Origin of the sequence: Zobellia russellii (assembly GCF_018728565.1) — a bacterium.
GTDB classification, from domain to species: Bacteria; Bacteroidota; Bacteroidia; order Flavobacteriales; family Flavobacteriaceae; genus Zobellia; species Zobellia russellii.
In genome coordinates this window covers 163,243-187,135 of the sequence record NZ_JACSOI010000003.1, presented here as the reverse complement: position 1 = coordinate 187,135, position 23,893 = coordinate 163,243, and the positions used below count along the sequence as shown (strand labels likewise).

At 38.2% G+C, this 23,893-nt stretch carries 25 protein-coding genes; 13 read left to right on the top strand and 12 right to left on the bottom strand.

Annotated elements, in window-relative coordinates; translation table 11 throughout:
- Window positions 1-5: 5 nt before the first annotated feature.
- Window positions 6-485, bottom strand: coding sequence for a Dps family protein (locus H9565_RS08860; protein ID WP_215438898.1), 480 nt, complete (start codon window positions 483-485; stop codon window positions 6-8).
- A 107-nt stretch (window positions 486-592) separates the two neighbouring features.
- Here H9565_RS08860 and H9565_RS08855 point away from each other — a divergent pair, with 107 nt between their 5' ends.
- Window positions 593-1,531, top strand: coding sequence for a hydrogen peroxide-inducible genes activator (locus H9565_RS08855; RefSeq protein ID WP_215438897.1), 939 nt, complete (start codon window positions 593-595; stop codon window positions 1,529-1,531).
- A gap of 90 nt (window positions 1,532-1,621) precedes the next feature.
- Here the strand turns inward: H9565_RS08855 and H9565_RS08850 are convergent, their stop codons facing one another.
- Window positions 1,622-1,819 (bottom strand): hypothetical protein, encoded by a 198-nt coding sequence (locus H9565_RS08850; RefSeq protein WP_215438895.1) that lies wholly within the window; start codon window positions 1,817-1,819, stop codon window positions 1,622-1,624.
- 152 nt (window positions 1,820-1,971) lie between these two features.
- On the opposite strand from H9565_RS08850, the gene H9565_RS08845 reads away from it, so the two are divergent.
- Entirely contained in the window at window positions 1,972-3,240 is a 1,269-nt protein-coding gene (locus H9565_RS08845) for a D-alanyl-D-alanine carboxypeptidase/D-alanyl-D-alanine-endopeptidase (RefSeq protein WP_215438893.1), read from the top strand.
- Window positions 3,241-3,255: 15 nt separating this feature from the next.
- On the opposite strand, the gene nudK is transcribed toward H9565_RS08845, so the two are convergent.
- The 5 genes from nudK to H9565_RS08820 form a co-directional block, all read right to left on the bottom strand.
- Window positions 3,256-3,840: a GDP-mannose pyrophosphatase NudK gene (nudK, locus tag H9565_RS08840; RefSeq protein WP_215438892.1), complete on the bottom strand. Its 585-nt coding sequence runs from the start codon at window positions 3,838-3,840 to the stop codon at window positions 3,256-3,258.
- Between the two features lie 55 nt (window positions 3,841-3,895).
- Complete coding sequence (locus tag H9565_RS08835; protein ID WP_215438890.1) at window positions 3,896-4,315, bottom strand: response regulator; 420 nt, start codon at window positions 4,313-4,315, stop codon at window positions 3,896-3,898.
- A 96-nt stretch (window positions 4,316-4,411) separates the two neighbouring features.
- Complete coding sequence (locus tag H9565_RS08830) at window positions 4,412-5,068, bottom strand: DUF2461 domain-containing protein (RefSeq protein ID WP_215438889.1); 657 nt, start codon at window positions 5,066-5,068, stop codon at window positions 4,412-4,414.
- A gap of 59 nt (window positions 5,069-5,127) precedes the next feature.
- Window positions 5,128-5,925 carry a TIGR00266 family protein gene (locus H9565_RS08825; RefSeq protein WP_215438888.1) on the bottom strand — a complete coding sequence of 266 codons (798 nt, stop codon included), beginning with the start codon at window positions 5,923-5,925 and terminating at the stop codon, window positions 5,128-5,130.
- 72 nt (window positions 5,926-5,997) lie between these two features.
- The gene (locus H9565_RS08820; protein WP_215438887.1) at window positions 5,998-6,453 is read right to left on the bottom strand and encodes a DUF4442 domain-containing protein; all 456 of its coding nucleotides are present in this window, start codon (window positions 6,451-6,453) and stop codon (window positions 5,998-6,000) included.
- Between the two features lie 133 nt (window positions 6,454-6,586).
- On the opposite strand from H9565_RS08820, the gene H9565_RS08815 reads away from it, so the two are divergent.
- The 7 genes from H9565_RS08815 (at window position 6,587) to H9565_RS08785 (ending at window position 13,050) form a co-directional block, all read left to right on the top strand.
- On the top strand, window positions 6,587-7,066 hold the full coding sequence (locus tag H9565_RS08815; RefSeq protein ID WP_215438886.1) for a DUF4870 domain-containing protein: 480 nt from the start codon (window positions 6,587-6,589) through the stop codon (window positions 7,064-7,066).
- The gene (locus H9565_RS08810; RefSeq protein ID WP_215438885.1) at window positions 7,066-7,518 is read left to right on the top strand and encodes a nuclear transport factor 2 family protein; all 453 of its coding nucleotides are present in this window, start codon (window positions 7,066-7,068) and stop codon (window positions 7,516-7,518) included. Before H9565_RS08815 ends, H9565_RS08810 begins: the two co-directional genes overlap by 1 nt.
- A 213-nt stretch (window positions 7,519-7,731) precedes the next feature.
- Complete coding sequence (locus H9565_RS08805; RefSeq protein WP_215439474.1) at window positions 7,732-8,061, top strand: PadR family transcriptional regulator; 330 nt, start codon at window positions 7,732-7,734, stop codon at window positions 8,059-8,061.
- Window positions 8,062-8,123: 62 nt separating this feature from the next.
- Entirely contained in the window at window positions 8,124-9,983 is a 1,860-nt protein-coding gene (locus tag H9565_RS08800; RefSeq protein WP_215438883.1) for a PspC domain-containing protein, read from the top strand.
- Between the two features lie 119 nt (window positions 9,984-10,102).
- A complete protein-coding gene (locus tag H9565_RS08795; RefSeq protein ID WP_215438881.1) occupies window positions 10,103-10,834 on the top strand; it encodes a head GIN domain-containing protein in 732 nt (243 codons plus the stop codon).
- Between the two features lie 162 nt (window positions 10,835-10,996).
- Window positions 10,997-12,010 carry a dipeptide epimerase gene (locus tag H9565_RS08790; protein ID WP_215438879.1) on the top strand — a complete coding sequence of 338 codons (1,014 nt, stop codon included), beginning with the start codon at window positions 10,997-10,999 and terminating at the stop codon, window positions 12,008-12,010.
- The gene (locus tag H9565_RS08785; RefSeq protein ID WP_215438876.1) at window positions 12,007-13,050 is read left to right on the top strand and encodes an aminotransferase class I/II-fold pyridoxal phosphate-dependent enzyme; all 1,044 of its coding nucleotides are present in this window, start codon (window positions 12,007-12,009) and stop codon (window positions 13,048-13,050) included. Before H9565_RS08790 ends, H9565_RS08785 begins: the two co-directional genes overlap by 4 nt.
- 17 nt (window positions 13,051-13,067) lie before the next feature.
- On the opposite strand, the gene H9565_RS08780 is transcribed toward H9565_RS08785, so the two are convergent.
- Window positions 13,068-14,567 carry a SusD/RagB family nutrient-binding outer membrane lipoprotein gene (locus H9565_RS08780; RefSeq protein WP_215438874.1) on the bottom strand — a complete coding sequence of 500 codons (1,500 nt, stop codon included), beginning with the start codon at window positions 14,565-14,567 and terminating at the stop codon, window positions 13,068-13,070.
- A gap of 4 nt (window positions 14,568-14,571) precedes the next feature.
- Window positions 14,572-17,667: a SusC/RagA family TonB-linked outer membrane protein gene (locus H9565_RS08775; protein ID WP_215438873.1), complete on the bottom strand. Its 3,096-nt coding sequence runs from the start codon at window positions 17,665-17,667 to the stop codon at window positions 14,572-14,574.
- 265 nt (window positions 17,668-17,932) lie between these two features.
- On the opposite strand from H9565_RS08775, the gene H9565_RS08770 reads away from it, so the two are divergent.
- Both H9565_RS08770 and H9565_RS08765 read left to right on the top strand, forming a co-directional pair.
- Window positions 17,933-18,379: a hypothetical protein gene (locus H9565_RS08770; RefSeq protein ID WP_215438872.1), complete on the top strand. Its 447-nt coding sequence runs from the start codon at window positions 17,933-17,935 to the stop codon at window positions 18,377-18,379.
- A 71-nt stretch (window positions 18,380-18,450) separates the two neighbouring features.
- Window positions 18,451-18,900 carry a hypothetical protein gene (locus H9565_RS08765; protein ID WP_215438871.1) on the top strand — a complete coding sequence of 150 codons (450 nt, stop codon included), beginning with the start codon at window positions 18,451-18,453 and terminating at the stop codon, window positions 18,898-18,900.
- A gap of 60 nt (window positions 18,901-18,960) precedes the next feature.
- Here the strand turns inward: H9565_RS08765 and trxB are convergent, their stop codons facing one another.
- Window positions 18,961-19,926, bottom strand: a complete 966-nt coding sequence (trxB, locus tag H9565_RS08760) for a thioredoxin-disulfide reductase (RefSeq protein WP_215438869.1) — start codon at window positions 19,924-19,926, stop codon at window positions 18,961-18,963.
- 257 nt (window positions 19,927-20,183) lie between these two features.
- Between trxB and H9565_RS08755 the strand changes: the two genes are divergently transcribed.
- Entirely contained in the window at window positions 20,184-20,882 is a 699-nt protein-coding gene (locus H9565_RS08755; protein WP_215438867.1) for a LytR/AlgR family response regulator transcription factor, read from the top strand.
- A gap of 14 nt (window positions 20,883-20,896) precedes the next feature.
- Here H9565_RS08755 and H9565_RS08750 read toward each other — a convergent pair whose 3' ends face one another.
- Window positions 20,897-21,742: a universal stress protein gene (locus tag H9565_RS08750; protein ID WP_215438865.1), complete on the bottom strand. Its 846-nt coding sequence runs from the start codon at window positions 21,740-21,742 to the stop codon at window positions 20,897-20,899.
- A gap of 261 nt (window positions 21,743-22,003) precedes the next feature.
- Between H9565_RS08750 and H9565_RS08745 the strand changes: the two genes are divergently transcribed.
- Window positions 22,004-22,705, top strand: coding sequence for a LytR/AlgR family response regulator transcription factor (locus H9565_RS08745; protein WP_215438863.1), 702 nt, complete (start codon window positions 22,004-22,006; stop codon window positions 22,703-22,705).
- Between the two features lie 53 nt (window positions 22,706-22,758).
- Here the strand turns inward: H9565_RS08745 and galK are convergent, their stop codons facing one another.
- Window positions 22,759-23,886: a galactokinase gene (gene galK, locus H9565_RS08740; protein WP_215438861.1), complete on the bottom strand. Its 1,128-nt coding sequence runs from the start codon at window positions 23,884-23,886 to the stop codon at window positions 22,759-22,761.
- Window positions 23,887-23,893 lie beyond the last annotated feature (7 nt).

Sequence of the window (23,893 nt, the reverse complement as noted above, 5' to 3'; positions counted from 1 at the left end):
CTAAACTATATTTCTTCTGCCAACCAAGCTTTCATCATCCAAACCGTCTTTTCCTGACCGGTAATGAAATCGCTCATCATAGAGTTGGTTCCTTCATCTCCAGATTCATCAGAAGCATCTAGAATACGTCTCTCAATAATTAAAAGTTCCTTTAGGGAATCTACTATTAAACGAATAGCTTCTTCATCATGAGAAACATTCTTCCCAACAGGTACTTTTGCCTTTTCAATATAATCTTCAAAAGTGTGTAACGGCACTCCTCCCAAGGTTAATATACGTTCTGCAATTTCGTCTACATTAAGGTTTGCCTCGGTATATAATTCCTCAAATTTTGGGTGAAGTTCAAAGAAACGTTTCCCTTTAATGTTCCAGTGAATACCTCTTAAATTCTGATAATAACGCTGAAAATTAGCCAAAAGTTCGTTTAAATCTCCACTCAATGATTTTGAATCCTTTTCGCTTAATCCTATACTATTTAGTTTCATGGTTCTTGTTGTTTTTTCTATGGTATAAAGGTACTGAATAATAGCCCCTGTAATATGATAGTTATCATTGATAGTTTTTATATTTTTATCGTTCGAACTTATAGCAAATGACAATTACTCAACTACAGTACGTACTGGCCGTTGCCGAGTACAGAAACTTTACTTTAGCCGCCGAAAAAAGCTTCGTTACCCAACCTACTCTAAGTATGCAAGTACAGAAGTTGGAAGATGAGTTAGATATCTTAATTTTTGACCGAAGTAAAAAACCTATTTCTATTACAGAAGTGGGCGCAAAAATTGTTGCACAGGCCAAAAATATCGTAAACGAGGCCAGTAGAATTAAAGACGTGGTAGATCAGGAAAAAGGATTTATTGGCGGAGATTTTACTTTAGGTATTATACCTACCATTATGCCCACTTTGCTGCCCATGTTCCTAAAGTCTTTTATCAACAAGTACCCAAAGGTAAATTTGATCATAAAAGAACAAAGCACGGAAACGCTTATTAGAAATATTCAAGACGGACATATAGATGCCGCAATTGCTGCAACACCCTTGGGAATTGAATTTATAAAAGAACGCCCTCTATATTATGAACCCTTTGTGGGTTATGTACCTAAAGAACATAGACTGGGTAATTCCGAAACGCTAAAACCTGAAGACCTTGATATTAGCGATGTTCTTCTTTTACAAGACGGCCATTGTTTTAGGGACAATGTAATTAACCTCTGCAAAGCCCCACGGAATTTAGACCATAAGCAGTTCCGTTTGGAAAGCGGCAGTTTTGAAACCCTAATTAATCTAGCGGACGAAAACCTGGGTATGACCCTTTTACCGTATTTGAACACCTTGGTTCTGGACGATAAGAAAAAAAGCAAACTAAAATACTTTGAAGCACCTTCTCCTGCCCGCGAAATAAGTCTTATATATCACAAAAGTGAGCTCAAAATTCAAATCACCGATGCTTTAAGAGATGTTATCTCCAGTATTGTACGAGGGGCTATCGCTTTTCAAGATGTACAAATCATAAGTCCTATCAACAAATAAATAGACCTAAATCCAACCAACCCTTGTACTATACTAGGATATGATAACATAGGTCCATAAAAAAAGCCCTCCTAAAGGAGGGCTTTTTTATTATGCTTTTAAATAAATAAGAGTTTGTTTTAGCTCCGGTTTATCGGTTATAAACTGCTGTAACCAGAGTTTAAGTTCATCTACTTCTTCAGGTAGCAGCATTGAGACTGCTTTTTGTAGTTCTTTGATGAACAATTTTGCGTCAAAACTAACTTTTTTCAATACTGTTTTAGAGTATTCAAGCATAGCTCTAGCCATATTTCAAAATGTTTAAGTTATTAGTTGTTTAAGAGATATTCTCTCTCCATAAAGTTAAACATTAATGCATTTACTATATTGCATATGCGTTGTTAAATGTTAGCCAAATTCTTGTTAAATAGCCGTAACTCGGGCGTTAAGACACTATAAAAATGAAAAACAGCCTATTGATTTTTGCTCTGCTTATATTTGCAACTAGCTGTACCTCATACAAAAAGACCATAAAAAAATCTACGGACGGTGTAGTTCTTTCCAATTTTTACAAAAATCAGTTTGTAGGGCTACTAGTTTTGGATCCGGAAACGAACGACACTCTGTATGCCCACCAAAGTGAGAAATACTTTACGCCGGCCAGCAACACTAAAATCTTCACACTTTTTGCGGCTTTAAAATTATTACCGGAGAAAGTTCCCGCCTTACAGTATAGTGTTAATAACAATACGCTATATGTAGAAGGAACCGGAGACCCTTCATTTCTTCACCCGCATTTTCAAGATAGTACCGCATACCATTTTCTAAAGAAGTACAAATCCATAGTTTTTAACCTGAATAACTATATGGATGAAAAATTAGGCCAAGGTTGGGCGTGGGATGATTATCAATATTACTACCAACCGGAGATGACCTCATTTCCCCTCTACGGAAACGTTACGAGTATATCTAACACAAACGGTCTAAACGTAAAACCCGGTTTATTTAAAGATAGTGTTGCTCGTACATGGTATACGAAAAATAGGGAATTAGAGCGTAATACCTTCTACTTTTCGCCTTCTCGCAAGGACACTATTGAAATTCCTTTTAGAACCGATACCGTTTTGAGCAAACAACTCTTAGCATCTGCTTTAAACCAAAAAATAAGCCTATCCAATAAACCCATAGCAGGCAAAAAGGAAATACTTTACGGGCAAGCATCCGATTCTTTATACGTACGAATGATGCACGAAAGCGATAATTTTATTGCAGAACAACTACTTATAGTGTCTTCCTCTACCCTATCAGATACTTTAAGCGGCAAAAAAACGCGGGAGCATATACTTGAAAATGAACTTACAGACCTTAAGCAACTACCAAGGTGGGTTGATGGTTCTGGACTTTCTAGGTACAATTTATTTACGCCAGAATCTATGGTCATGGTTCTTAACAAAATGTACCGGACCATACCACAACAACGATTGTTCTCTATTTTTCCGGAAAACGGCGTTTCAGGAACATTAAAAGGGTGGGATTACAATGCCGGGTACTCCAAGCTATATGCCAAATCTGGTAGTTTAAGCAACAACTACTGCTTAAGCGGTTACCTCATTACCAAAACCGGAAAAACCTTGATTTTTAGTTTTATGAACAATCACTATAAAAATCCAACCTCCGAAGTAAAAAGAAGAATGCAATTGGTACTCAAACAAATTGCGGATACTTATTAAAGCTTTAAAAGGTGATTATTCCAACAGCTTATGCACCGCTGCATACTGTAAAAGAAGTATTGTTTTTGCATCTTTAATCTCCCCTGAAGTTATCATGCCCATGGCAACTTGAAACGGATATTCCAAAACCTCTATATTTTCGGTTTCATCATCCGCTCCTCCTCCTTCGCCAATTTTCATCTTTTCTTCATAGGCACCCACAAAAAAATGGAGTACCTCTGTAACCGAACCTGGAGACATATAAGATTCAAAAACTTTATGAACGTTTTCTATTTGGTAGCCGGTTTCCTCTTCTACCTCTTTACGGATACAATCTTCCGGGTTATCACCATCTAAAAGACCGGCACAGACCTCAATCATCATGCCGTTGGTATTGCCATTTACATAGGTAGGCATACGAAATTGTCGCGTTAGAACAACTGTTCCTTTTTTCTTATTATACAGCAGAATTGCAGCCCCATTGCCCCGGTCATAGGCTTCCCTTTCTTGAGTTTCCCAAGAACCGTCTTCCTTTTGATATTCGTACACATATTTATTAAGAGTATACCAATTGTCCGATAATACTTCTTTCTTAATATTCTTGATTTTACCGTTCTTCACGTTGAAATTGTATGAGATTATACAAGAGAGATTAGTTCAAAAAAAAAGAGAAACCTTACCGGGCTTCTTCTTTTTCTCCAAATATACGGCCTAAAGCTCTTTTTGAGATAGGCTTATCAAAATATCCTTTTACCTCGGGGTGGTGAGAAGCCCGTTGTCTTTCTTTGGTACTTAAAAATGCCGAAAGTATATAAACGTCAGTAGCTTTTACATGCTCTGGCATTTCTTCAAGTTTTTGCAAAAATTCCCAACCATCCATTTTGGGCATTACCAAATCCAGTAAGATTATATCCGGGAGATTGGTGGAACCTTCAAGACTATCGGACAATACTTTAAGAGCAACTTCGGCGCTGTCAAAATCCACAACTATGTAAGGCTTCCCCAGTTGTTCTATGCCATACCTAGCCGCAAACAACGATACAAGATCGTCATCTATAATCCATATTGTTAACGGGGTAACTTCTTCAAATTCCATAATCGCTCAAAATATAGTCAGAAAAATCTTTCAAAACTAGAAAAATAATTCAAAAATGAAATAAAAATAGGTAAATCATTTATTTTTCTTTCAATTTTAAATCACAGTCACCGCTTTATTAAGATATCGCCTAAAAGGCAGCATTTCTTTGTATAAATTAACAACTTTATCCTCAAAACCGGACATAAATACCTCATTTGTAAAAAATTCATGTGCTACGGCAAATGTTTTATTTCTTAAAAGCTCTATATGCTCATGGGAATTGGAGAATCCTTTTGGGGCCTTTATGAGTTTTGCGTCTTCATAAAGTCCGCCAAACGCCTTTTGAAATGATTTTTTCTCCAGGATATCCTTTAATAAATCTCCATCATAGTCAATACCTTCACGGATACTCTTGAGCGTTCCTGAATCAGGCCGCCAAAAACCACCGGCCAAGATGCATCTTTCTATTCCTATTTCAATATAAAAATCGGCCGTAAAGGGTCTCTTGTCCAAGCCAGCTCCAAAGTGATCTTTGTATACCGGCTTGTTGGGATGAAACATAAGGTTATTGTTAATCCGGTTAATGCCCTTTTTACCCGGTGTATCATAATACTCTTGGTCTATTTCTGCCAAGATAAGATTCATATGGTCCAACCATTTTACAAAATCGTACCGCACTTCCTTATACCACTTACGGTTGGCATCCATCCACTCTTTGGAATTGTTCCGTTGAAGTGCCTTTAAAAATTCAACTAGGTTTTTAAAATCCATTAAATTATCGCCATTAGAGGCGTTATACCATTTAAGTTATTTATATACGGTAAGAACACCTAAAAACGATTATCCCCTCCTACTATATCTCCAAGCGTACCCAATATACTTCCTTCACCTTTATCCTTACCTCCTCTTGGCACCGATGCTAAAACACGGCCGGCAAGCCTACTGAATGGCAAAGATTGAACATAAACGGTTCCCGGACCTCTTAACGTGGCAAAGAAAAGACCCTCACCACCAAAAACCGTATTTTTTATTCCGCCTACAAATTCAATATCATAATCTACGGTTTGTGAAAAACCAACAATACAGCCGGTATCTACCTTAAGGACCTCACCTGCGGTAAGCTCCTTTTTGGCCATAGTACCACCTGCGTGTACAAAAGCCATGCCGTCTCCCTCTAATTTTTGCATGATAAACCCTTCACCACCAAATAGGCCACGACCTAGCTTTCTTGAAAATTCAATGCCAACGGATACCCCTTGAGCGGCGCAGAGAAAAGCATCTTTTTGACAAATGAACTTACCTTGCTTTTCAGATAGGTCTATGGGAAGTATTTTTCCTGGATAGGGCGATGCAAAGCTTACCTTTTTCTTGCCTAGTCCTATATTTAAAAAAGCGGTCATAAAAAGACTCTCTCCCGTAAGGATACGTTTACCTGCGGAAAAAATCTTGCCTAAAACACCCGTTTCTTGGTTGGAGCCATCTCCAAAAATGGTATCCATCTTAATATCGGAATCCATCATCATAAAACTACCGGCCTCGGCCACTACGGCTTCCTGCGGGTCTAGTTCTATTTCTACATATTGCATTTCTTCACCATAAATTTGGTAGTCTATTTCGTGTGCGTTCATTTCTTTTCGTTTTTTATTGATGTATGTTAGTTGGCCATGAAGCGGAAAATGTTACAGATAGAGTGAAAATTTTTATTGTTTTACCCGCACAGTCCACTCAAAATTAAAGGTAGATACTACTATTCCATCTTCATTAACACCAACGGACTTCATCCAAAACGCCTGTCCCTCTCCAGTAGCAATAGTTTTGTCTATGGCTTCTTTTATGAGGTGGCCATCCTCACAAGTAAAGGTTATTTTTCCGGTTGCCTTTTTAGAAAAATTGGCATTATTATTAGCTACGAGCATAGAAATTTTCTTTCCACTTTCTCTAATCTGGGTTATGACCATGGCTCCCGTACTTAGTTCTGCAGCCATACCCTGCACTGCCCAAAACATGCTTTTAAACGGATTTTGATTAAACCATTTATGGGTAACGGTTACAACAGCCTTCTTCTCATCCATATAACGCAACCTAACCCCACTCCACCATGCAGATGGTAATTTAAAAAATGTAAATGTGTTGAACTTGCCCGTAGATACTGCCATTGTCTTATATATTTTTCCTAAATGTAGATATTTTTTTCCTGTTTACAATTGTTAATATAATGTTAATATTTAGTACTTTGTTTTGCATAGTACCTTCTTTTAGATATATATTTGCATAAGAAATTACTAAGCGATGGAAAGTACAATAACAAAACATGAACGAAATTTAGCGGCAATCGTGCACGCTTCTTCTTTTTCAAAATTCTTTATTCCTTTCGGTAACTTTATAATTCCGTTAGTGTTATGGACCGCCAATAAAAAGGATTATGCGTTTGTGGACTACAACGGCAAACAGGTGTTAAATTTTCAGATTAGCCTTTTGCTCTACTCTATTGTCCTTGGTGCAATCAGCATTCCTATGTTTCTAGGTTTTTTTCCTGAATTGTTAAACAGTAGCTTTTTGGGGCTTGACCATTTAAACGATTACAACAATCTTAATCTTGATTTGAGTCAAGGTCTTAATTTTGGTTCTTGGCTATTTCCATTAGGTATAGCAGGTTTGGCCCACGGTGCCCTTTTTGTAGTGAACGTAGTATACACCATACTTGCCGTTATCCGTACTAATGAGGGCCAAGAATTTTCATATCCGCTAACTATAAAGTTTTTAAAATAATGAGATTGTACACATTCATAACCGCACTTGTTTTTGCTTTTAGCTTCTGGGGAATGACGGCACAATCTCCTTCCGAAGAGGAATTAAGGGAAACAATTATCCGGTTAGATACCGAATATTTTGAGGCATACAATACCTGTAATATGGACAAACAAGCCGCGATGTATGCCGAAGATTTGGAGTTCTATCATGACAAAGGCGGATTATCCACATCAAAACAAGATTTGCTGGAAAGCTTAAAGAAGAACATCTGCGGAAAAGTAACACGCGAATTGGTTGAAGGAAGTATAGAGGTGTACCCCATAAGCGGGTTTGGCGCCGTAGAAATAGGAATGCACAAATTTCACAACAACCAGGAACCGGATGCTATTTCCAAGCCTGGTAAATTTATAATGATATGGAAAAACACAGATTCTAATTGGAAAATCACGAGGGTCATAAGCCTTCATTAATAGAAAAAGGGTACTCATCATACCCAATCAAAAAGGAGTTTATTCATCAATCAATTTATTCTAAATCCGCAACGGGTCCCACTAATCACGGGGCATTAACCAAAACGGATGTGGAATAGCAAAAAAACGAACAATCAAACTATGCAGCGTACCATTTATGAACAATCACGTTCCCCCAATTTAAAGGAACTGCATAAAAAGCAAAAAGAAATTATGAATGTAGAAAATACAAAAGCACAAATGCGCAAGGGCGTTTTGGAGTACTGTATTCTGTCTATCCTTAACGGAAAGGACAAATACGCCTCTGAAATTCTTGAAACGCTAAAAGATGCAAAAATGCTTGTGGTAGAGGGCACTATTTACCCTTTGCTTACCCGTCTTAAAAATGCGGGACTACTCAGCTACCGCTGGGAAGAATCAACTTCTGGTCCCCCAAGAAAATATTATGCACTTACAGAAACCGGTAAACTTTTTCTAAAGGAACTGGACAGTACGTGGGACGAGCTAAGAACAGCAACAAATTTGGTAACCAATAATAAATAAACCTAAAAAACTACTCTGCAGCTTCATACTTACTATGCACTTACAGAGAAAAAACGACTAAAATGAACAAAACTATAAACATTAATCTAGCCAATATGCTCTTCCATATGGATGAAGACGCATATAACAAAATGCAGCGCTACTTAGAGTCCGTTAAACGGTCTTTTGCAAATACTCCCGGCAGTGATGAGATACTGGCAGATATTGAAGCCCGTATAGCGGAACTATTTCATGAAAAGCTTGAGAACGAGCGCCAGGTCATTACCCAAAAACAGGTAGACGAGGTTATCGCCATCATGGGGCAACCAGAAGACTATATGGTTGACGAAGATATTTTTGAAGACGAACCCAATACAAGAAGTAGTTATTCGGAACCAAGAAAATCCAAGAAACTGTACCGAGATACAGAGCACAAATATGTAGCGGGCGTATCTTCCGGTCTGGCACATTACTTTAATATAGACCCACTTTGGGTGCGTTTAATATGGGTACTGTTAACCATTGGCTCTTCGGGTGGGTTTATTTTAATCTACGGACTACTCTGGTTATTGATTCCCGAAGCAGTTACCACATCGCAAAAATTGGATATGCGGGGGGAGGACATCAACATCAGCAATATAGAACGCAAGGTCAAGGAAGGCTTTGATGATGTTGCCCAAAAAATTAAGAGCGTTGATTATGAAGGTGTAGGTAACAAAGTAAAAAGTGGTGGTCAGTCGTTTTTTGACACTTTAGGAGATATCATAATGTTTTTCTTCAAAATCTTTGGAAAGTTTATCGGTATTCTCCTAATCCTTATTGGTGCGGCTACTATTATTGGGCTGTTTATAGGAATGATAACAGTAGGTATTGCAGATATGGTTCATGTACCAGGAATAAACATGTACCATATTGTGGATGCCAGTGATATGTCTATCTGGTTGATTTCACTACTTGGATTTTTTGCCATAGGTATTCCGTTTTTCTTTCTTCTTTATTTAGGATTGAAAATCTTGGTCAACAACCTTAAATCTATTGGAAGTATTGCTAAATTCTCATTATTAGGCCTTTGGTTGATTTCCATAATACTATTGATTGTTTTTGGAATAAAACAAGCTTCTGCGCGCGCATTTTCTGAATCTACTGTAACTATGGAGAATATTCATTTTCCAACCACGGTTGACACCTTAGAAATCAACTTGGAATCCTACAACCGAAAATTCCGAAACAAGCGTAAAGTTGAGATGGGTAACGGAGTTACTATTAGCAGAAACGAATCTGGTGAAGAAGTAATGGTGTTAGATGATGTTAGCTTCTATTTGGAAAAATCAAAAGACACCATCACTAGAATAGAGATTATAAAAGAATCCGATGGTTCTTCTTTTGAGGTGGCAGAAAAATATGCCGAAGCTATCAACTATAGTTACAAGGTTGAAAACAGCACACTTTACCTTCAAGACTTTTTAACAACTGCCAGAGAGAATAAAATGATGAACCAAGAGGTTCGCATCAACCTTTACATTCCAGAAGGCACTGTTCTTAACTATGTAAATGATAGCGATTATAGATGCTGGCGCTTCCATATTCAAAACGATAGAAACTTGGATGCCTGCGATATAAGCGATTATACATGGAAAATGGGTTCTGATGGAGAATTAAAATGTCTAGAATGCCCGGAGTTTGTTGATGAGGACGATGATGATGATTTTGATGATGACAATAACGGAAGAAACAAAATCAGAATTAACGAAGGCGGTATTGATATAGACATTCAAGAAGATGGTGAATCATTTAAAATGAAAATAGGTGAAGACGGAGTACAAATAAAATCCAACGAAAATGGCTCTGATGGTAAAAACCGAATCAATATAGATGAAAACGGCATTGATATAGATATAGACGACAAGCGTTCTGAACCTGAGGACACCAATTATAAAACATAATTATCAAGGCGATCTATCCAGTGTAATCAATTCAGTATCAAAATATGACGTTTGAGTCTGAAAATCTGGTCAGAACGCAACCAATAGTTCAATTTTACATCAATCTAAAAACAACAATCATGACAACATTAATTCGTATTGCAATAGCATTCTTAGTTGCGCTATTTCTATCATCCTGTGGGTTTGACATAAACATAGGAGATTTTGGAACAGGAGAAAAAGGAAACGGAACCGTAGTAACGGATAACCGAGAAGTAACGGGCGAGTTTACCAAAGTATCATCCTCAGAAGGGCTAATGGTGTACGTAACCCAAGCCGATGAATTTGACATTAAGGTAGAAGCAGATGAGAACATTATAGACCTTATTGCTACGGATATAAAAAATGGGAAATTACGTATTCATGCCAGAGAGAACATTGGCAAAGCAATCAAAACTGTATATGTTTCGCTTCCCGTAATAACTAGTTTAAATGCTTCTAGCGGTTCTCAACTTCGTATTGAAAACACCATTGAAAGTGATGATCTAGAAATTGATGGCAGCAGTGGCGCTCAAATTAGTGTAGAACTTATAGCAAATACCATTGAAATAGATGCCAGTAGTGGAGCCAATCTAAACATCTCCGGCAAAGCTAATCGTGCAGATGTAGATGTAAGTAGCGGTGGTAATATTAACGCAAAAACGCTTTCTACCAAAACCTGTACCGCAGATGCCAGCAGTGGCGGTAACATGAAAATTCTAGTTTCAGAAACCCTAGTAGCCGATGCCAGCAGCGGTGGCAATGTTGCTTACTCCGGTAATGCCAGTGTAAAAACAAAAAAATCGGTTTCGGGCAGCGTACATAAATATTAAAATCAAAAAACGATCGACCATGAATGCAAGCTGTCAAATTTTTGGCAGCTTGTTTTTGGTTTAAAGGGTCTTTAATGTTAATCTTTTCTTCTTTCCGAAAAAAAGCGCGCAGAAAACTACAAACCCTATTTGTCTTTTTATATTAGTAGAAAGAATTGAACCATGCAGTTAGATTTAAAAAAATACGTCCTAGCCTTAAAACACACCTTTAGTATTTCTCGTGAATCACACGATTTTCAAGATACCCTTATCGTTGCACTTTCATTGAACGGCGAAACCGGTTACGGTGAAACTACCTCTAATCCGTACTATAAGATTACGGTTGAAAGTATGATGGCGGAAATTGAAGAAATCAGAACAGAAATAGAGGCGTTCAACATAGACCATCCGGAAAATTTCCACGCTTTCCTAACCACAAAAAACCTTTCTAATTTTGCTATTTGCGCATTAGACCTGGCCGCATGGGACCTATATGGAAAACTCAATAAGAAACCGTTGTATAGTATTTGGAATACCGGTAACGCCTCGTACCCCATAACCAACTATACCATTGGTATAGCTCCCGTCGAAAAAATGTTGGAGAAAATGAAAGAAATGCCATGGCCTATCTATAAAATAAAATTGGGAACGGAAGATGATGTTGCCATTGTAAGGGAACTGCGCAAGCATACCGATGCTATTTTTAGAATAGATGCCAACTGTGCATGGTCTGCTAATGAAACTATTGCCAATGCCCCACTTTTAAAAGAATTGGGTGTTGAATTTCTTGAACAACCTTTAAAGGCGGATGATTGGGAAGGAATGGAAAAAGTTATGCATCATAGCGTACTACCCGTTATTGCCGATGAAAGTTGTATTGTAGAGGCAGATGTAAAAAAATGCGCGCTGCATTACAGTGGAATAAATATAAAATTGACCAAATGTGGAGGCATTACCCCTGCTCTACGTATGATCGCCCAAGCAAAAGATATGGGTATAAAAGTTATGATCGGTTGCATGACGGAATCTACCGTAGGAATTTCGGCTATAGCGCAGTTGGTTCCCCAACTTGATTATGTAGATATGGACGGCCCACTACTTTTAAAGGACGATATAGCCGATGGCGTTAAAATTTTGCCCAACGGAAAACTTGTTTTCCCACAGTTGAACGGAACCGGAGTAAGCCTTAGGCCATGAATCATTATATAGATACATTTCCCGGAAGAAAAGTAATCATTAACGAAGTCCCCCATCTCTATTTTGGGGGCACCTCCTACCTTGCACTTCAAACGGACAGTGATTTTCAAAAACTGTTTATCAATAACATTAAAAGATATGGCACCAATTACGGAGCTTCTAGAAAATCCAATATTCGCTTAAGAGTATTTGATGAGGCCGAGCGTTATCTGGCCAATTTAGCTGGTAGCGAAGGATGCATAACGGTATCCTCAGGATATTTGGCCGGTCAGTTTTTAGCTCAGGCGCTCAATTCCAAAGAACATCACTTCTTTTATGCACCAAACACCCATTCTGCGCTATACCAAGTAAAACGGAAACCGTTCACCACCTTTGCCGCATTGAATATTGCCGTTCGCGAACATCTAACTTCCAGTAAGACTACCCCGGTTGTATTTTTGGACAGTATTGATTTTTCAGGATGTAACTATCCTGGTTTTGAAGCATTACAAGTACTGCCATTAGAAGAAATTATTTTAGTGGTAGACGACTCCCATGGTTTGGGTGTAGTTGGGGAAAATGGAAGTGGCGTTTTCTCTATTTTATCCAAGTTAAAGATCAAAGAACTTATTGTCTGCGGGTCATTGGGCAAGGGTTTCGGGATTCAAGCAGGTGCCATTTTTGGTACGGATGAGCGCATCAATTCTTTAACCGAGACCTCTTTTTATGGTGGTGCAAGTCCGGCAACACCAGCAGCTATGGCCACTCTTGTAGAAGCGGGTGTTATTTATGACCTAAAAAGAAAGCGACTACAACGAAATATGAATCACTTTTTTAGGCATCTGAAAAAGCGAAAAAAATTCCATTTTATGCCGGGTCATCCTGCCTATTCCTTTTCGGACTTACAACTAACCGAATACCTTGAAGCCAATAGAATTATCGTTACCAGCTTTCCGTATCCAGATGAAAGCGCTCCCCTTATGAGCAGAATCGTATTGAGTGCCGCCCATAAAAAAAAGGATATTGAGCACGTATTACATTGCATCAATATCCTTCCTTAAAAAATATTCTTTAGTGGTTAATCCCTATCCCACCAAACAGGCTCACTTATATTCTTGGTTACGGCCTCAACTTGTTCTCCATTTCTAGTTTGCTCCGATGCAGGATACTGGGCTCTTCTAACCCACTCCCCATTTAATATTTCATTATGTCCCACAGGCAATTCCAAGCCTATAAAAACATTGGGGTCAAAATCATACCTTCTTAAATCAACAAAAGATTCCGGATTTAAAAAAGTAGCAATGAACTTTTCGCGCATAATCAACGCCATGGTTAAATTATCAGCACCAACAGCAACGGACGCATCGCTTAAATAAGCCGCTTTATCGGCTGGCAAGACCCCCAGTTTATCCATATTAGCTTCAACTCCAGCCAAATAAGCATTGTAGGCTTCTACAGAACTACCAACAGAAGTAGCGTTACCACCATTCTGAAGGAATAGAGCTTCCGCTTCCATGAATCTGAGTTCCGAATAACTTCCTAATAGTACCGGAGCTGTCTGTGAGGAATAAAAATTATTAGCTCCAAGGTCCGTGTTGGCACTTACTCCATCATCGTCTTCCGATGCGGCCAGCTCATGACTTCCTGCAGAACCATTAATAGCTCCTCTATACTCCGTATCATCACCTATAGTAGTAATTAGGGGCAAACGTGGGTCTAGTTCTATAGTTGCAAATGGTATTGAAGTACCATCCATTAAGCTTACCAACTGATCGGACAATAACACTGAAAAATTTCCCGTATTGTTAGGCAAAACAACTCCTGAGTTCCATGGGTTAAAATTTCTTTCATTGTATACCAACTGAAAATCATCTTCATTACTAGAAAAGCTAGAAGATACATTGGCCAATACACCCTCAATTGCTTCGGTTTGGTTTACCTCGGATAAATGAAGCGCATACTTAGCTTTTAAGAAATAAGCCGTTTTTATCCATTTAGACAGGTCTCCGCTGTAAATCAAATCCGCTTCACCAATAGTACTGGAACCCGAAGCTTCCAATAAAGTGATTGCTTCATTTAACAAGCTGTTTATTTGAGTGTAAATACTTTCTTGGGAATCATAGGAAGGTTTAAAATCATCTTCGCCTTTTAAAGCCGACGAAAAAGGTACGTCTCCCCACTGATCCGTTGCGAGTCCTAAATTGAATGCCTGTAAAACCTTAGCCACACCTAAATAGTGGTTAGCACCGTTTTCTTCAGCTATTGCAACTACTTGACCCAAGTCTGCCAAGGCCTGCAAATAAATATTGCTCCATCCTCCACTGATCTGAACCTCTTCCTGGGTATCTGCCCCAGGCTCAAAATAAGAGGCCAATTGCTGAGAATATTGGCATATGCTTAAGGCTATACTATAATGTGCAGAGGATGAATTGTAAATAGCCGTAGGCAATAAATCTGCTTCCGTAACATTTTCAGGAAGCTCTTTGTTCGGGTCTACATTATCGCCCAAATAATCATCACAACCAATTAAAAAAGAGGTCGCTACCGTAACCGAGAATATATATTTTAAAACTTTCATTTTTCTAGAAATTAAGGTTAAGACCAAATATGAACGACTTTGTATTAGGAATGTTAAGTCCGGTAAAGCCATAAGCATTTGTACCGGCACTAAACTGACTACCTTCTGGGTCATAACCTCTAAAAGGCGTATCTAACCAAAGGTTGGTGCCTGTAAAACTGAAGCCCATTGTTGTAAAAGGGGTATTCTTTATCAATTTACTAGGAAGGTCATAAGACAGGGTAACATTGCGCAAACGCCACCAAGAAGCATCTTGAACCAATATTTCTGAAGCACGATTGTACACAGAAGAACTTCTATAGTAATTTTCATCTATAAGCACAGGAATATTATTTGGGGAACCGTCTGCCAGAACACCGTCCAAAACAATTTCGGCATCACGGAATTCAGTAATGGCCAAAACCCCGTTACGGATACCGTTTCGTTGCCCTGAGTCATAAAGCTCACCTCCTTCTTTTCTTTCCAACAAAAATGATAATGCCAATCCTTTATACTTAACTGTGCTGCTTACACTTCCCAACCAATCTGGAAGCGCATTACCCACTTTAACACGATCAGAAGGGTTATTGGCCACGATGGTAGGAAAACCGTCATCACCAATTAACCGACTACCATTTTCATGTGTTGCATAAACGTATCCAAAAAGGTCACCGGGAGCACCGCCAACTTCTAATTTGGAAACAACCCCGGGAAAACCACTATCGGCAAATATAATTTCGTCTATACCGTTAGGTAATGAAATAACTTCCGCTTCAACCTTAGACCAGTTTAAAGTAACATCCCACTGAAAATTATCGTTCCTTATGGGAACAATATTTACCAATGCTTCCAATCCTTTATTTTCAATTTCACCTGCATTTAGAACAAACGTATCAAAACCAGAAGATTGGGCAACGGGCACGGGTAGAATTTGATCCTTACTATTTTGTTTGTAGTAAGTAAAGTCTATTCCAAATCGATTATTGAAAAACTTAAACTCTCCACCAACTTCAATAGAAGCCGTGCGTTCCGGTTTTAGGGTACTTGAACCTCCGGAGCTATCTCGTGAAAGTCCATCTACAGTGCCAAACGGAAAGTTAGAGGGTTGATCATAATAAACTCCTACATAAGCTGGGGCATCCTTACCAACTTCAGCATAAGAGGCCCTAAATTTAGCATAGGTTAAAAAGTCCGGTAAGCTTCCTGCATCTTGAAGAGTTTGAGATAGAACGTAACTTAAATTGAAAGATGGATAAAAGAAACTTCTATTCTCCTTTGGTAGTGTAGACGACCAGTCGTTTCTACCCGTTACGTTCAAAAACAAAGTATTCTTATACTCCAGCCTTGCATCTCCGAACACACCAACAATCTTACGTTCGGCACCACCAATATCCTCAAAGAAGTTATTTGCCTGGCCAAAGGCTGTTAAATTGTTTGGGTCAAGACCTTCGGCACGTAACGTAAGCCTTCTTGTTTTTGTATCCGATATTTGGTTTCCTACGAGGATAGACCCAGAAAAATCTTCGTTAAAATCCTTTGATAGTGTAACGAACAAATTAGATGTTAGCTCATTGTAATTTAAAGCTTCGTCAACAATAAAACCTTGGGTCGCAGAACCGGGGTCAATATCCGGCGGAACAAAACGAAGCCTTGAATCATGATAATTGTCTACACCCAATTGATATTGCACGGAAGCCCAATCATTAAATTTATAATTGAACTTTGTATTGGCTAAAATTCTGTTTACCCTACTGTCCAGATAGCTTACCTCAGCAAAATAACGAGGATTGTCTACCACTCCTGCCGTATAATTTTTTTCGTCTCCGTTAGGCAGGATATAATCATTTACATCTATTGTAGGGGACCAATAGGACAGAGAACTCATTATAGACTTATCGCCACCATTTGGTAATCTCCCATCTGAAATAATGTATGAAAAAGAGGGTTCTACCGTAAACTTATCTGTTATATTAAAAGTACCTGAAAGCTTAAGGGAGGTTCTATCAAAATAGGTGTTGGGTACCAAGCCCTCATCATCTGACCGCGATATGGAACCAAAATAAGTATAACTCTCACCACCACCACTTATATTTAAAGAACTACTAGTAGTAAAAGCCCTATTGAAAAAATTCTTGAAATTATCGTAATTCTTGTCGTTTGGGCCATACTTAGGACCTAGTGTCCAAAACCCAAAACTGTTGTCACCTGCAAAATCATATCCGTCAGGGGCGTTGTTATTGGATGTAGAAATAATCTCACCACCTCTTCCTTCGCGCCATTTGGTTTGAACATCAGGCGTTTTATTTACTTCCTGCCAACCAATACTTGTTCTCAGGTTAAATTTGGTTTCTCCATTCTTTCCTTTCTTGGTAGTAATTACCACTACCCCGTTAGCTGCCCTTACACCATATAAAGCTGTAGCAGCAGGACCCTTTAATATGGAGACACTTTCTATATCATTAGGGTTTATATCCGCCCCTCTGTTCGTAAAAGAAAACTGCTCTGAGGAAGAGGGTGCATTAGACCCTGTGCTTGGCAAAAGATTACCCGTTGTAGCTTCATTACTTATAGGTATACCATCTACAACAAATAATGGCTGATTGTTTGCTGAAGGGTTCAAAGAAGTAATACCCCTTATTATAATGCTAGAACCAGCTCCGGCAGCACCACTACTAGAGTTGATATTTACCCCGGCAACTTTACCTTGTATTCCACTTAAAACATCTCCGTTGTTATCCCTATTAAGCTCATCGGAGCCAATTTCCTGAATTGCATAACCAACAGAGCGTTTTTCCTTTTTAATACCCAAGGCCGTAACCACAACCTCATTAAGTTGTTGGGCGTCTTCTTCTAAGACTACATTAATGGTTTGGTCCGCGCCAATAGTGACAGTCTTACTTTTCATACCTATATAGGAAAAGTTGAGTACATCACCCTCCGAAGCTGATATGGTATAATTACCATCAAAATCCGTTGTGGCACCTTTGTTAGTTCTTACGACCACAATAGAAACACCCGGCAGGGGCACCTCTTTTGTGTCAGTAACATTTCCTGAAATTGTTTGGCCAAACGATGTATATGAACAAAGCAAGGCAAACATTACGAGTGTAATATTCTTCATGTGTTTTGGAGTTAGTTTATCTATTAAATTTAGGTATTTTTTGCCCAAAACATCAGGCTAAAGAGCAGAAATGACACATCTATAATATACATTCGTCAATTTATCAATATGCTATTTTATTCAATTTAGATTTACAAATACCCATAATTGAAGATTTTACCTACACTGAGAATACCCTATTTTTTTGTTACAAAAAATACGATTTTCCCAAAATTTGTTGTAACTTATTGGTACAAAACCGCTTATCCATTTAAACTACACTATTATGAAAAAACTATTAGGATTGGCCTTATTGATGCTTCTACTCATCTCCGCAACAGGAACTACTACTGTTAAAACTGAACTTCACCCTTCAATTGAAGGCACATGGGAACTGGTTAGCCGCTACAACTATGATGGTGAGAATGTTACAGATACACTAACCCCGGAAAAGGGCTTCAGCCAAATTAAAATGTACTATAACGGTAAAGTCATGTGGACACGCTACACGCCAAACAAAACGGTAGAATGGTTTGGTTACGGCTCATACGAAGCCACGGAAAACACACTTACAGAAAAACTAGAGTATATGTCTGCCTCCATGCGCAAAATTGCCAACCCGGATATGCAATGGAGTATGGAGCTACAATTGGAAAACAACGCATTTACCCAAATCTCATTAGATGAAGATGGTGGGCGAATTGCTTCTGAAAATTATAGGCGCATTGATTAATTAAGAACCATAAAGCTAATGCCTCTTAGTTGGTTTTATCAAAACGCAAATAACATTTAAAACACTTAGCCATGAAAAAACTAATTACTATAATCTGTATTTCTTTTTTACTTGTTTCCGCTACTAACTTGGAACCACCATCCACTCCCTACCACCCTTCTATTGAGGGGACTTGGGAACTTGTTAGCCACTACAACTACAATGATGGCGTACACCCTTCCGATACACTCCTTGCGGTTGACGGGTACCGACAAATTAAAATGTATTATAACGGTAAGGTCATGTGGACCCGCTACGTACCCAACGATTCCGTAGAGTGGTTCGGGTATGGTTCTTATGAAACTACGGACAGTACCTTAACGGAAAAGTTAGAGTACATGTCTGCCTCCATGAGAAAAATTGCCAATTCCGATATGAAATGGCACATGGAATTACATTTGGAAAAAGATAGGTACAGTCAAATTTTTAGGGATGAAGAAGGAAACAGGATAAATTCTGAAAATTATAAACGTTTAGATTAACAATTACCCATAAAAAAAGCTGCGTAAAGCAGCTTTTTTCTAATTTATATCCTACAATTCTTAGATTGCTTCCTGCGGAGTTTCTACCGTAGCCAAATAACGCTCTGCATCCAACGCAGCCATACAACCTGTACCTGCTGCCGTCACGGCCTGTCGGTACTCCTTGTCCTGAGCATCTCCACTGGCAAAAACACCAGGTTTGTTAGTTTTGGTAGATTTTCCCTTGGTTATAATATACCCGGTTTCGTCCATATCCAATTGACCTTTAAATATATCGGTATTCGGTTTATGGCCAATAGCTATAAAAAGCCCGGTGATAGCAATATCCTCTTTTGCCCCTGTCTGGTTGTTCACCATACGCAAGCCTTCTACTACTTGTTCACCTAGAACCTCATCAACCTCTGTGTTATATCTAATTTCAATATTTTTGATACTTTCAACACGGTGTTGCATTGCTTTTGAAGCACGCATATGGTCCTTACGTACCAACATAGTAACCTTGTTACAAATATTAGCTAAATATGAAGCTTCTTCCGCTGCAGTATCTCCCGCACCTACAATAGCCACATCTTGACCTTTGTAAAAGAATCCGTCACAAACGGCACATGCCGAAACACCACCTCCACGTAAACGCTGTTCACTAGGGATATTAAGGTATTTTGCAGAAGCTCCCGTTGAGATAATGATAGTCTCTGCTTCTATAGTCTTAGAATCGTCAATAGTAACTTTGTGTATACCTCCAACGGTATCACTCAACTCAACAGCGGTAGCCATGCCAATACGTACCTCAGTACCAAAGCGTTCTGCTTGCTGTTGTAATTGTACCATCATGCTTGGTCCGTCTATACCTTCAGGGTAGCCTGGAAAATTATCGACCTCAGTTGTAGTGGTCAATTGTCCTCCTGGCTCCATTCCAGTATAAACAACCGGTTTTAAATCTGCTCGGGCCGCATAAATAGCCGCAGTATAACCTGCAGGTCCCGATCCTATAATCAACGTTTTAAGCCTTTCTATTTTCTCAGACATAATCAAATACTCATTTTAAAATAGTTAAAAAACAAAAATAGCCTTTTTGCAAAAAGACCCTTCTAAAAGTTATTAAAAGTTTTAGGGATTGGTCGTATTTGTTCTACGTACTTACAATGCCGCAGACCTTCAATAAACACTAAGGTTTTAAACTTTCCTTATTTAAAAACGAAAGATGAATTAACAAAAAGTTTTTGAAAAACCAAACCCTTCATATGCGCATCTCGTAAATACTGGTTGAAAAAGAACAAGCTATTATGGAAAATTTAAAGTTGACATGTGCAATTATTGAAGATTCTCCTGCTCACGCCAAGCAACTGGAAAAATTAATTCATCAACATACGAGTTTAAAGTTTAAAAAAACCTATAGAAACGCAATAGAAGCAAAAAACCATAGAGCGAACGAAAATGTTGACCTCCTTTTTTTGACTGTGGAATTACCGTTGATTACCGGTTTTGATTTAATTGAAAGTTTTAAAAAAAGTCCGCAAATTATATTGGTAAGCAGTAAGCCAGATTATGCCTTTAGGGCATTTGATTATGAAGTAACCGATTATTTACTGAAACCTTTTTTGTCCTCACGATTTAACAAATCAATTGAAAAAGCACTGCGAAATGCTAAACTGACAGCAATCTTGCAAGATGAAGCGCATTTCTTTGTGAAAAGCAACTCAAGAAAAGTAAAAATAAACTACAAGGATATTAAATGGATAGAAGCTTTAGGGGATTACGTAAAATTAGTCACCGAAAAATCTAACCACATTGTATTGTCCTCTATGAAAGCTTTTGAAGGAAAACTACCTACTTCGCAATTTGTACGTATTCACAAATCTTATATCATCAACTTAAAAAGAATAGAAAAATTCAACAACACCATGGTAGAGGTTGAAGGTAAAAAAATAACCCTAAGCAGAAGCCGAAGGGATTCTTTTATGAACGCCATAGGAACTTCCTAAAGATACCTCTTGGTTTAGTTGGCCACTGGCACCACCAAAAAAGGTATTTCTACGCAAAAGCTTACTTTTTTGATTACAGGCTCTCTCATTAAACCCTCAAGAAAGTCATGATCATGTTTGATCATGGCCAAAATATCAATATCCAACTCCTTAAGAAAAACCTGAATACTCTTTGTCTTGTTTGTAAAATTGGGCATCCAATGGTAGGAGAGTTTATACCTTGATAAATACGCTTCTAAGGTATTTCTATTGGAAATCTGTATAGAATCTAACCGCTCCTCCTCATTTATATGCATTACATGCATACTGGCTTCGTACTTATTGAGTACTTCTTTTATAGGCTCCAAAACGTCTGCGGAGAAGTTTCTTTTAAAATGAGTTGCCAATGCTATTTTCTTAGGCTCATTATAAAAGCATCCATTAGGAATTACTAGTACCGGACAGGCCGCTATCTTAATTACGTTTACCGTTCTCGTACTTAAAAAAACAGATTTTGCTCCTGTTGCCCCTTGGGTACCCATAACAATACGATCTATTTTTTCTTTTGCAGATACCTTTAGAATTTCGGTTAACAAGGATTCCAAAGCTATGTGTTCAATAAATGTATGCCTTGGGTTTTGGTTCTCCTCTGCAATGTTGGTACAGAAATCATGCATTTGACTTTCTGCTTCCAATTGCCAATTATCTCCCAATCCTACCTGTGCGGGCGAACCTAAGATGTAATCTATTCTATAAGCTGCCGGAGTATAGGTGTGCAAGAAATAAAAGACACACTCTGTATGCTCATACAATCGCATGGCATAATCAATGGCATTTCTAGAATTTTCAGAAAAATCTGTGGGCAAAAGGACTTTTAGCATGACTTTTGATTTGATTTAATAAAACTATATCCTTTTAAAGAGAAAAAACATGACATCTATCAGCTTTGAATGAAATATTCGGAATTTTACGGGTGTCAAGTCTAATTTTAAATGAGCTGGGGAGCCAATAAATTTTTAAACTATATATTTGTAATAGCTAACCTATTTTATCTGGCCCCACAACTGTTAAAAGAAGGTGATTAGTTAATTAATATTTAACCTCTTTAAGAAGTTACATACTTTTTAAGCAATCCTCTTATTATGAACTCTGTAAAATTAACGTGCGTAGTTATAGATGACTCTAAAACACAACGTATCGCAGTTGCCAAGCTTATAAAAAATCATATTAACCTGCGTTTTCTAGCCGACTACAAGAACGCGGTAGAGGCTCAAAAACATATGGAGAAGAACAATGTTGACCTTGTTTTTCTTGATATAGAAATGCCGCTCATTAACGGGTTTCAATTTTTGGATTCTTTAAAAAATCGTCCGCAGATCATTTTAATTTCGGCAAAAGAAGAATACGCCATGCAGGCCTTTGATTACGATGTAACGGATTATCTTCTCAAACCCATTGGCCAAAGCCGTTTTAACACTGCTATAAAAAGGGCCCTTCAAAATAATATTGAAGTTGAGGAAAATGAGGACGATTACATTTATGTAAACAGCAAACTCAAAAAATTAAAGCTCGTTCTTGGTGATATTAAATGGATCGAAGGTCTTGGCGATTACATAAAGGTGGTAACCGAAGAAAAGAATATTTTAATCTTATCTACCATGAAATCCTTTGCCGAGAAGCTACCTAAGGATAGATTCTTGCGTGTACACAAATCCTATATTATCAATTTAGATAGGGTTGATAAATTTAACGGCTCCCAAGTTGAAGTATGCGGGCATTCCATTCCGTTAAGCAGACATAAAAAATTAGCATTGGAAGATGCACTTATGAACTCTCAGGCGTAAAGTCTATTGTTTAAAATAAAAAAAAGGCCGATTTAAAAAATCGGCCTTTTTAATTATATAGCGGAAGTACCGCCACTTGGCCGGACTTCAAAAGCTTCAAGAGTAATATTAAACTTATCTTTATATGCTTTGGTTGCGGCACTTACAAAATCTTCTACCGCACTATCATGTACAATATTCAAGGTACAGCCTCCAAAACCGCCACCGGTCTGTCTAGCGCCTAAAACCTGATCGTTACCTTTAGAGAAATCTACCAAGAAATCAGATTCCGGACAGCTCACCTCATACTCCGTACTAATTCCTTCGTGAGCTTTATATAGAATCTGACCTACTTCTTTAAGATTGTTCTCTTTTAAGGCTTTAACCATTTCCAATACTCTATCGTTTTCCTTAACAATAAACGAACACCTATTATAAACTATAGGATCCATCTCTTCTTTTGAAGCTAAGAGCATTTCGCTATCAACATCCCTTAGTGATTTTACGTTTGGATGTTTTTTCTGGATAATGGCTACCCCTTGTTCACATTCTTGCTTACGTGTATTATACTCACTGGAAGCTAAATTATGAGACACTTTCGTGTTTAATAGTATGATTTTATACGGATTTAAATCTATGGGAATGTGATCGTAATCCAATGAACGGCAATCCAATAAAATAACATTACCGGCCTCACTCATAACCGAGGCAAATTGATCCATAATTCCGCACTGCGTGCCCACATATGTATGTTCCGCGGTTTGTGAAAGCTGAACCATTTCTATTTTTGATAGTCCAAGATCAAAAATTTCGTTAAGACCAAAAGCCAAACCACATTCTAAGGCCGCAGATGAACTAAGACCTGAACCCGTAGGCAAATTACTTTCTACAACACAGTCAAAACCTCTTACCTTATCGGTTCTTTTTGAAATTTCGTTCAGCACGCCCAGGATATAATTCTCCCATTCTACCTTGCTTACGGCAATTTTATTCAAATCTATCTCAAAACCCGTATCGTAAGTTTTGCTATACACATGGCATTGGTTTTCAGAACCGTTCTTTCTAAAACTAAAAGTTATGTTCTTTTCTATGGCCGTAGGCAACACATACCCCATGTTGTAGTCCGTATGTTCACCTATAAGGTTAATTCTACCCGGTGATGATATAACCAGTTCTGGCTGAAAATTTTCTAAAAATTGCATAAGAGAA

Coding starts and splice junctions, on each gene's coding strand:
- H9565_RS08755 (WP_215438867.1), top strand. CDS start 20,184: ATGGAAAATTTAAAGTTGACATGTGCAATTATTGAAGATTCTCCTGCT.
- H9565_RS08785 (WP_215438876.1), top strand. CDS start 12,007: ATGAATCATTATATAGATACATTTCCCGGAAGAAAAGTAATCATTAAC.
- H9565_RS08790 (WP_215438879.1), top strand. CDS start 10,997: ATGCAGTTAGATTTAAAAAAATACGTCCTAGCCTTAAAACACACCTTT.
- H9565_RS08860 (WP_215438898.1), bottom strand. CDS start 485: ATGAAACTAAATAGTATAGGATTAAGCGAAAAGGATTCAAAATCATTG.
- H9565_RS08855 (WP_215438897.1), top strand. CDS start 593: ATGACAATTACTCAACTACAGTACGTACTGGCCGTTGCCGAGTACAGA.
- H9565_RS08835 (WP_215438890.1), bottom strand. CDS start 4,315: ATGGAATTTGAAGAAGTTACCCCGTTAACAATATGGATTATAGATGAC.
- H9565_RS08845 (WP_215438893.1), top strand. CDS start 1,972: ATGAAAAACAGCCTATTGATTTTTGCTCTGCTTATATTTGCAACTAGC.
- H9565_RS08805 (WP_215439474.1), top strand. CDS start 7,732: ATGAATGTAGAAAATACAAAAGCACAAATGCGCAAGGGCGTTTTGGAG.
- H9565_RS08750 (WP_215438865.1), bottom strand. CDS start 21,742: ATGCTAAAAGTCCTTTTGCCCACAGATTTTTCTGAAAATTCTAGAAAT.
- H9565_RS08775 (WP_215438873.1), bottom strand. CDS start 17,667: ATGAAGAATATTACACTCGTAATGTTTGCCTTGCTTTGTTCATATACA.
- galK (WP_215438861.1), bottom strand. CDS start 23,886: ATGCAATTTTTAGAAAATTTTCAGCCAGAACTGGTTATATCATCACCG.
- H9565_RS08780 (WP_215438874.1), bottom strand. CDS start 14,567: ATGAAAGTTTTAAAATATATATTCTCGGTTACGGTAGCGACCTCTTTT.
- H9565_RS08800 (WP_215438883.1), top strand. CDS start 8,124: ATGAACAAAACTATAAACATTAATCTAGCCAATATGCTCTTCCATATG.
- H9565_RS08830 (WP_215438889.1), bottom strand. CDS start 5,068: ATGGATTTTAAAAACCTAGTTGAATTTTTAAAGGCACTTCAACGGAAC.
- H9565_RS08820 (WP_215438887.1), bottom strand. CDS start 6,453: ATGGCAGTATCTACGGGCAAGTTCAACACATTTACATTTTTTAAATTA.
- H9565_RS08810 (WP_215438885.1), top strand. CDS start 7,066: ATGAGATTGTACACATTCATAACCGCACTTGTTTTTGCTTTTAGCTTC.
- H9565_RS08745 (WP_215438863.1), top strand. CDS start 22,004: ATGAACTCTGTAAAATTAACGTGCGTAGTTATAGATGACTCTAAAACA.
- H9565_RS08765 (WP_215438871.1), top strand. CDS start 18,451: ATGAAAAAACTAATTACTATAATCTGTATTTCTTTTTTACTTGTTTCC.
- H9565_RS08850 (WP_215438895.1), bottom strand. CDS start 1,819: ATGGCTAGAGCTATGCTTGAATACTCTAAAACAGTATTGAAAAAAGTT.
- trxB (WP_215438869.1), bottom strand. CDS start 19,926: ATGTCTGAGAAAATAGAAAGGCTTAAAACGTTGATTATAGGATCGGGA.
- H9565_RS08795 (WP_215438881.1), top strand. CDS start 10,103: ATGACAACATTAATTCGTATTGCAATAGCATTCTTAGTTGCGCTATTT.
- H9565_RS08825 (WP_215438888.1), bottom strand. CDS start 5,925: ATGAACGCACACGAAATAGACTACCAAATTTATGGTGAAGAAATGCAA.
- H9565_RS08815 (WP_215438886.1), top strand. CDS start 6,587: ATGGAAAGTACAATAACAAAACATGAACGAAATTTAGCGGCAATCGTG.
- H9565_RS08770 (WP_215438872.1), top strand. CDS start 17,933: ATGAAAAAACTATTAGGATTGGCCTTATTGATGCTTCTACTCATCTCC.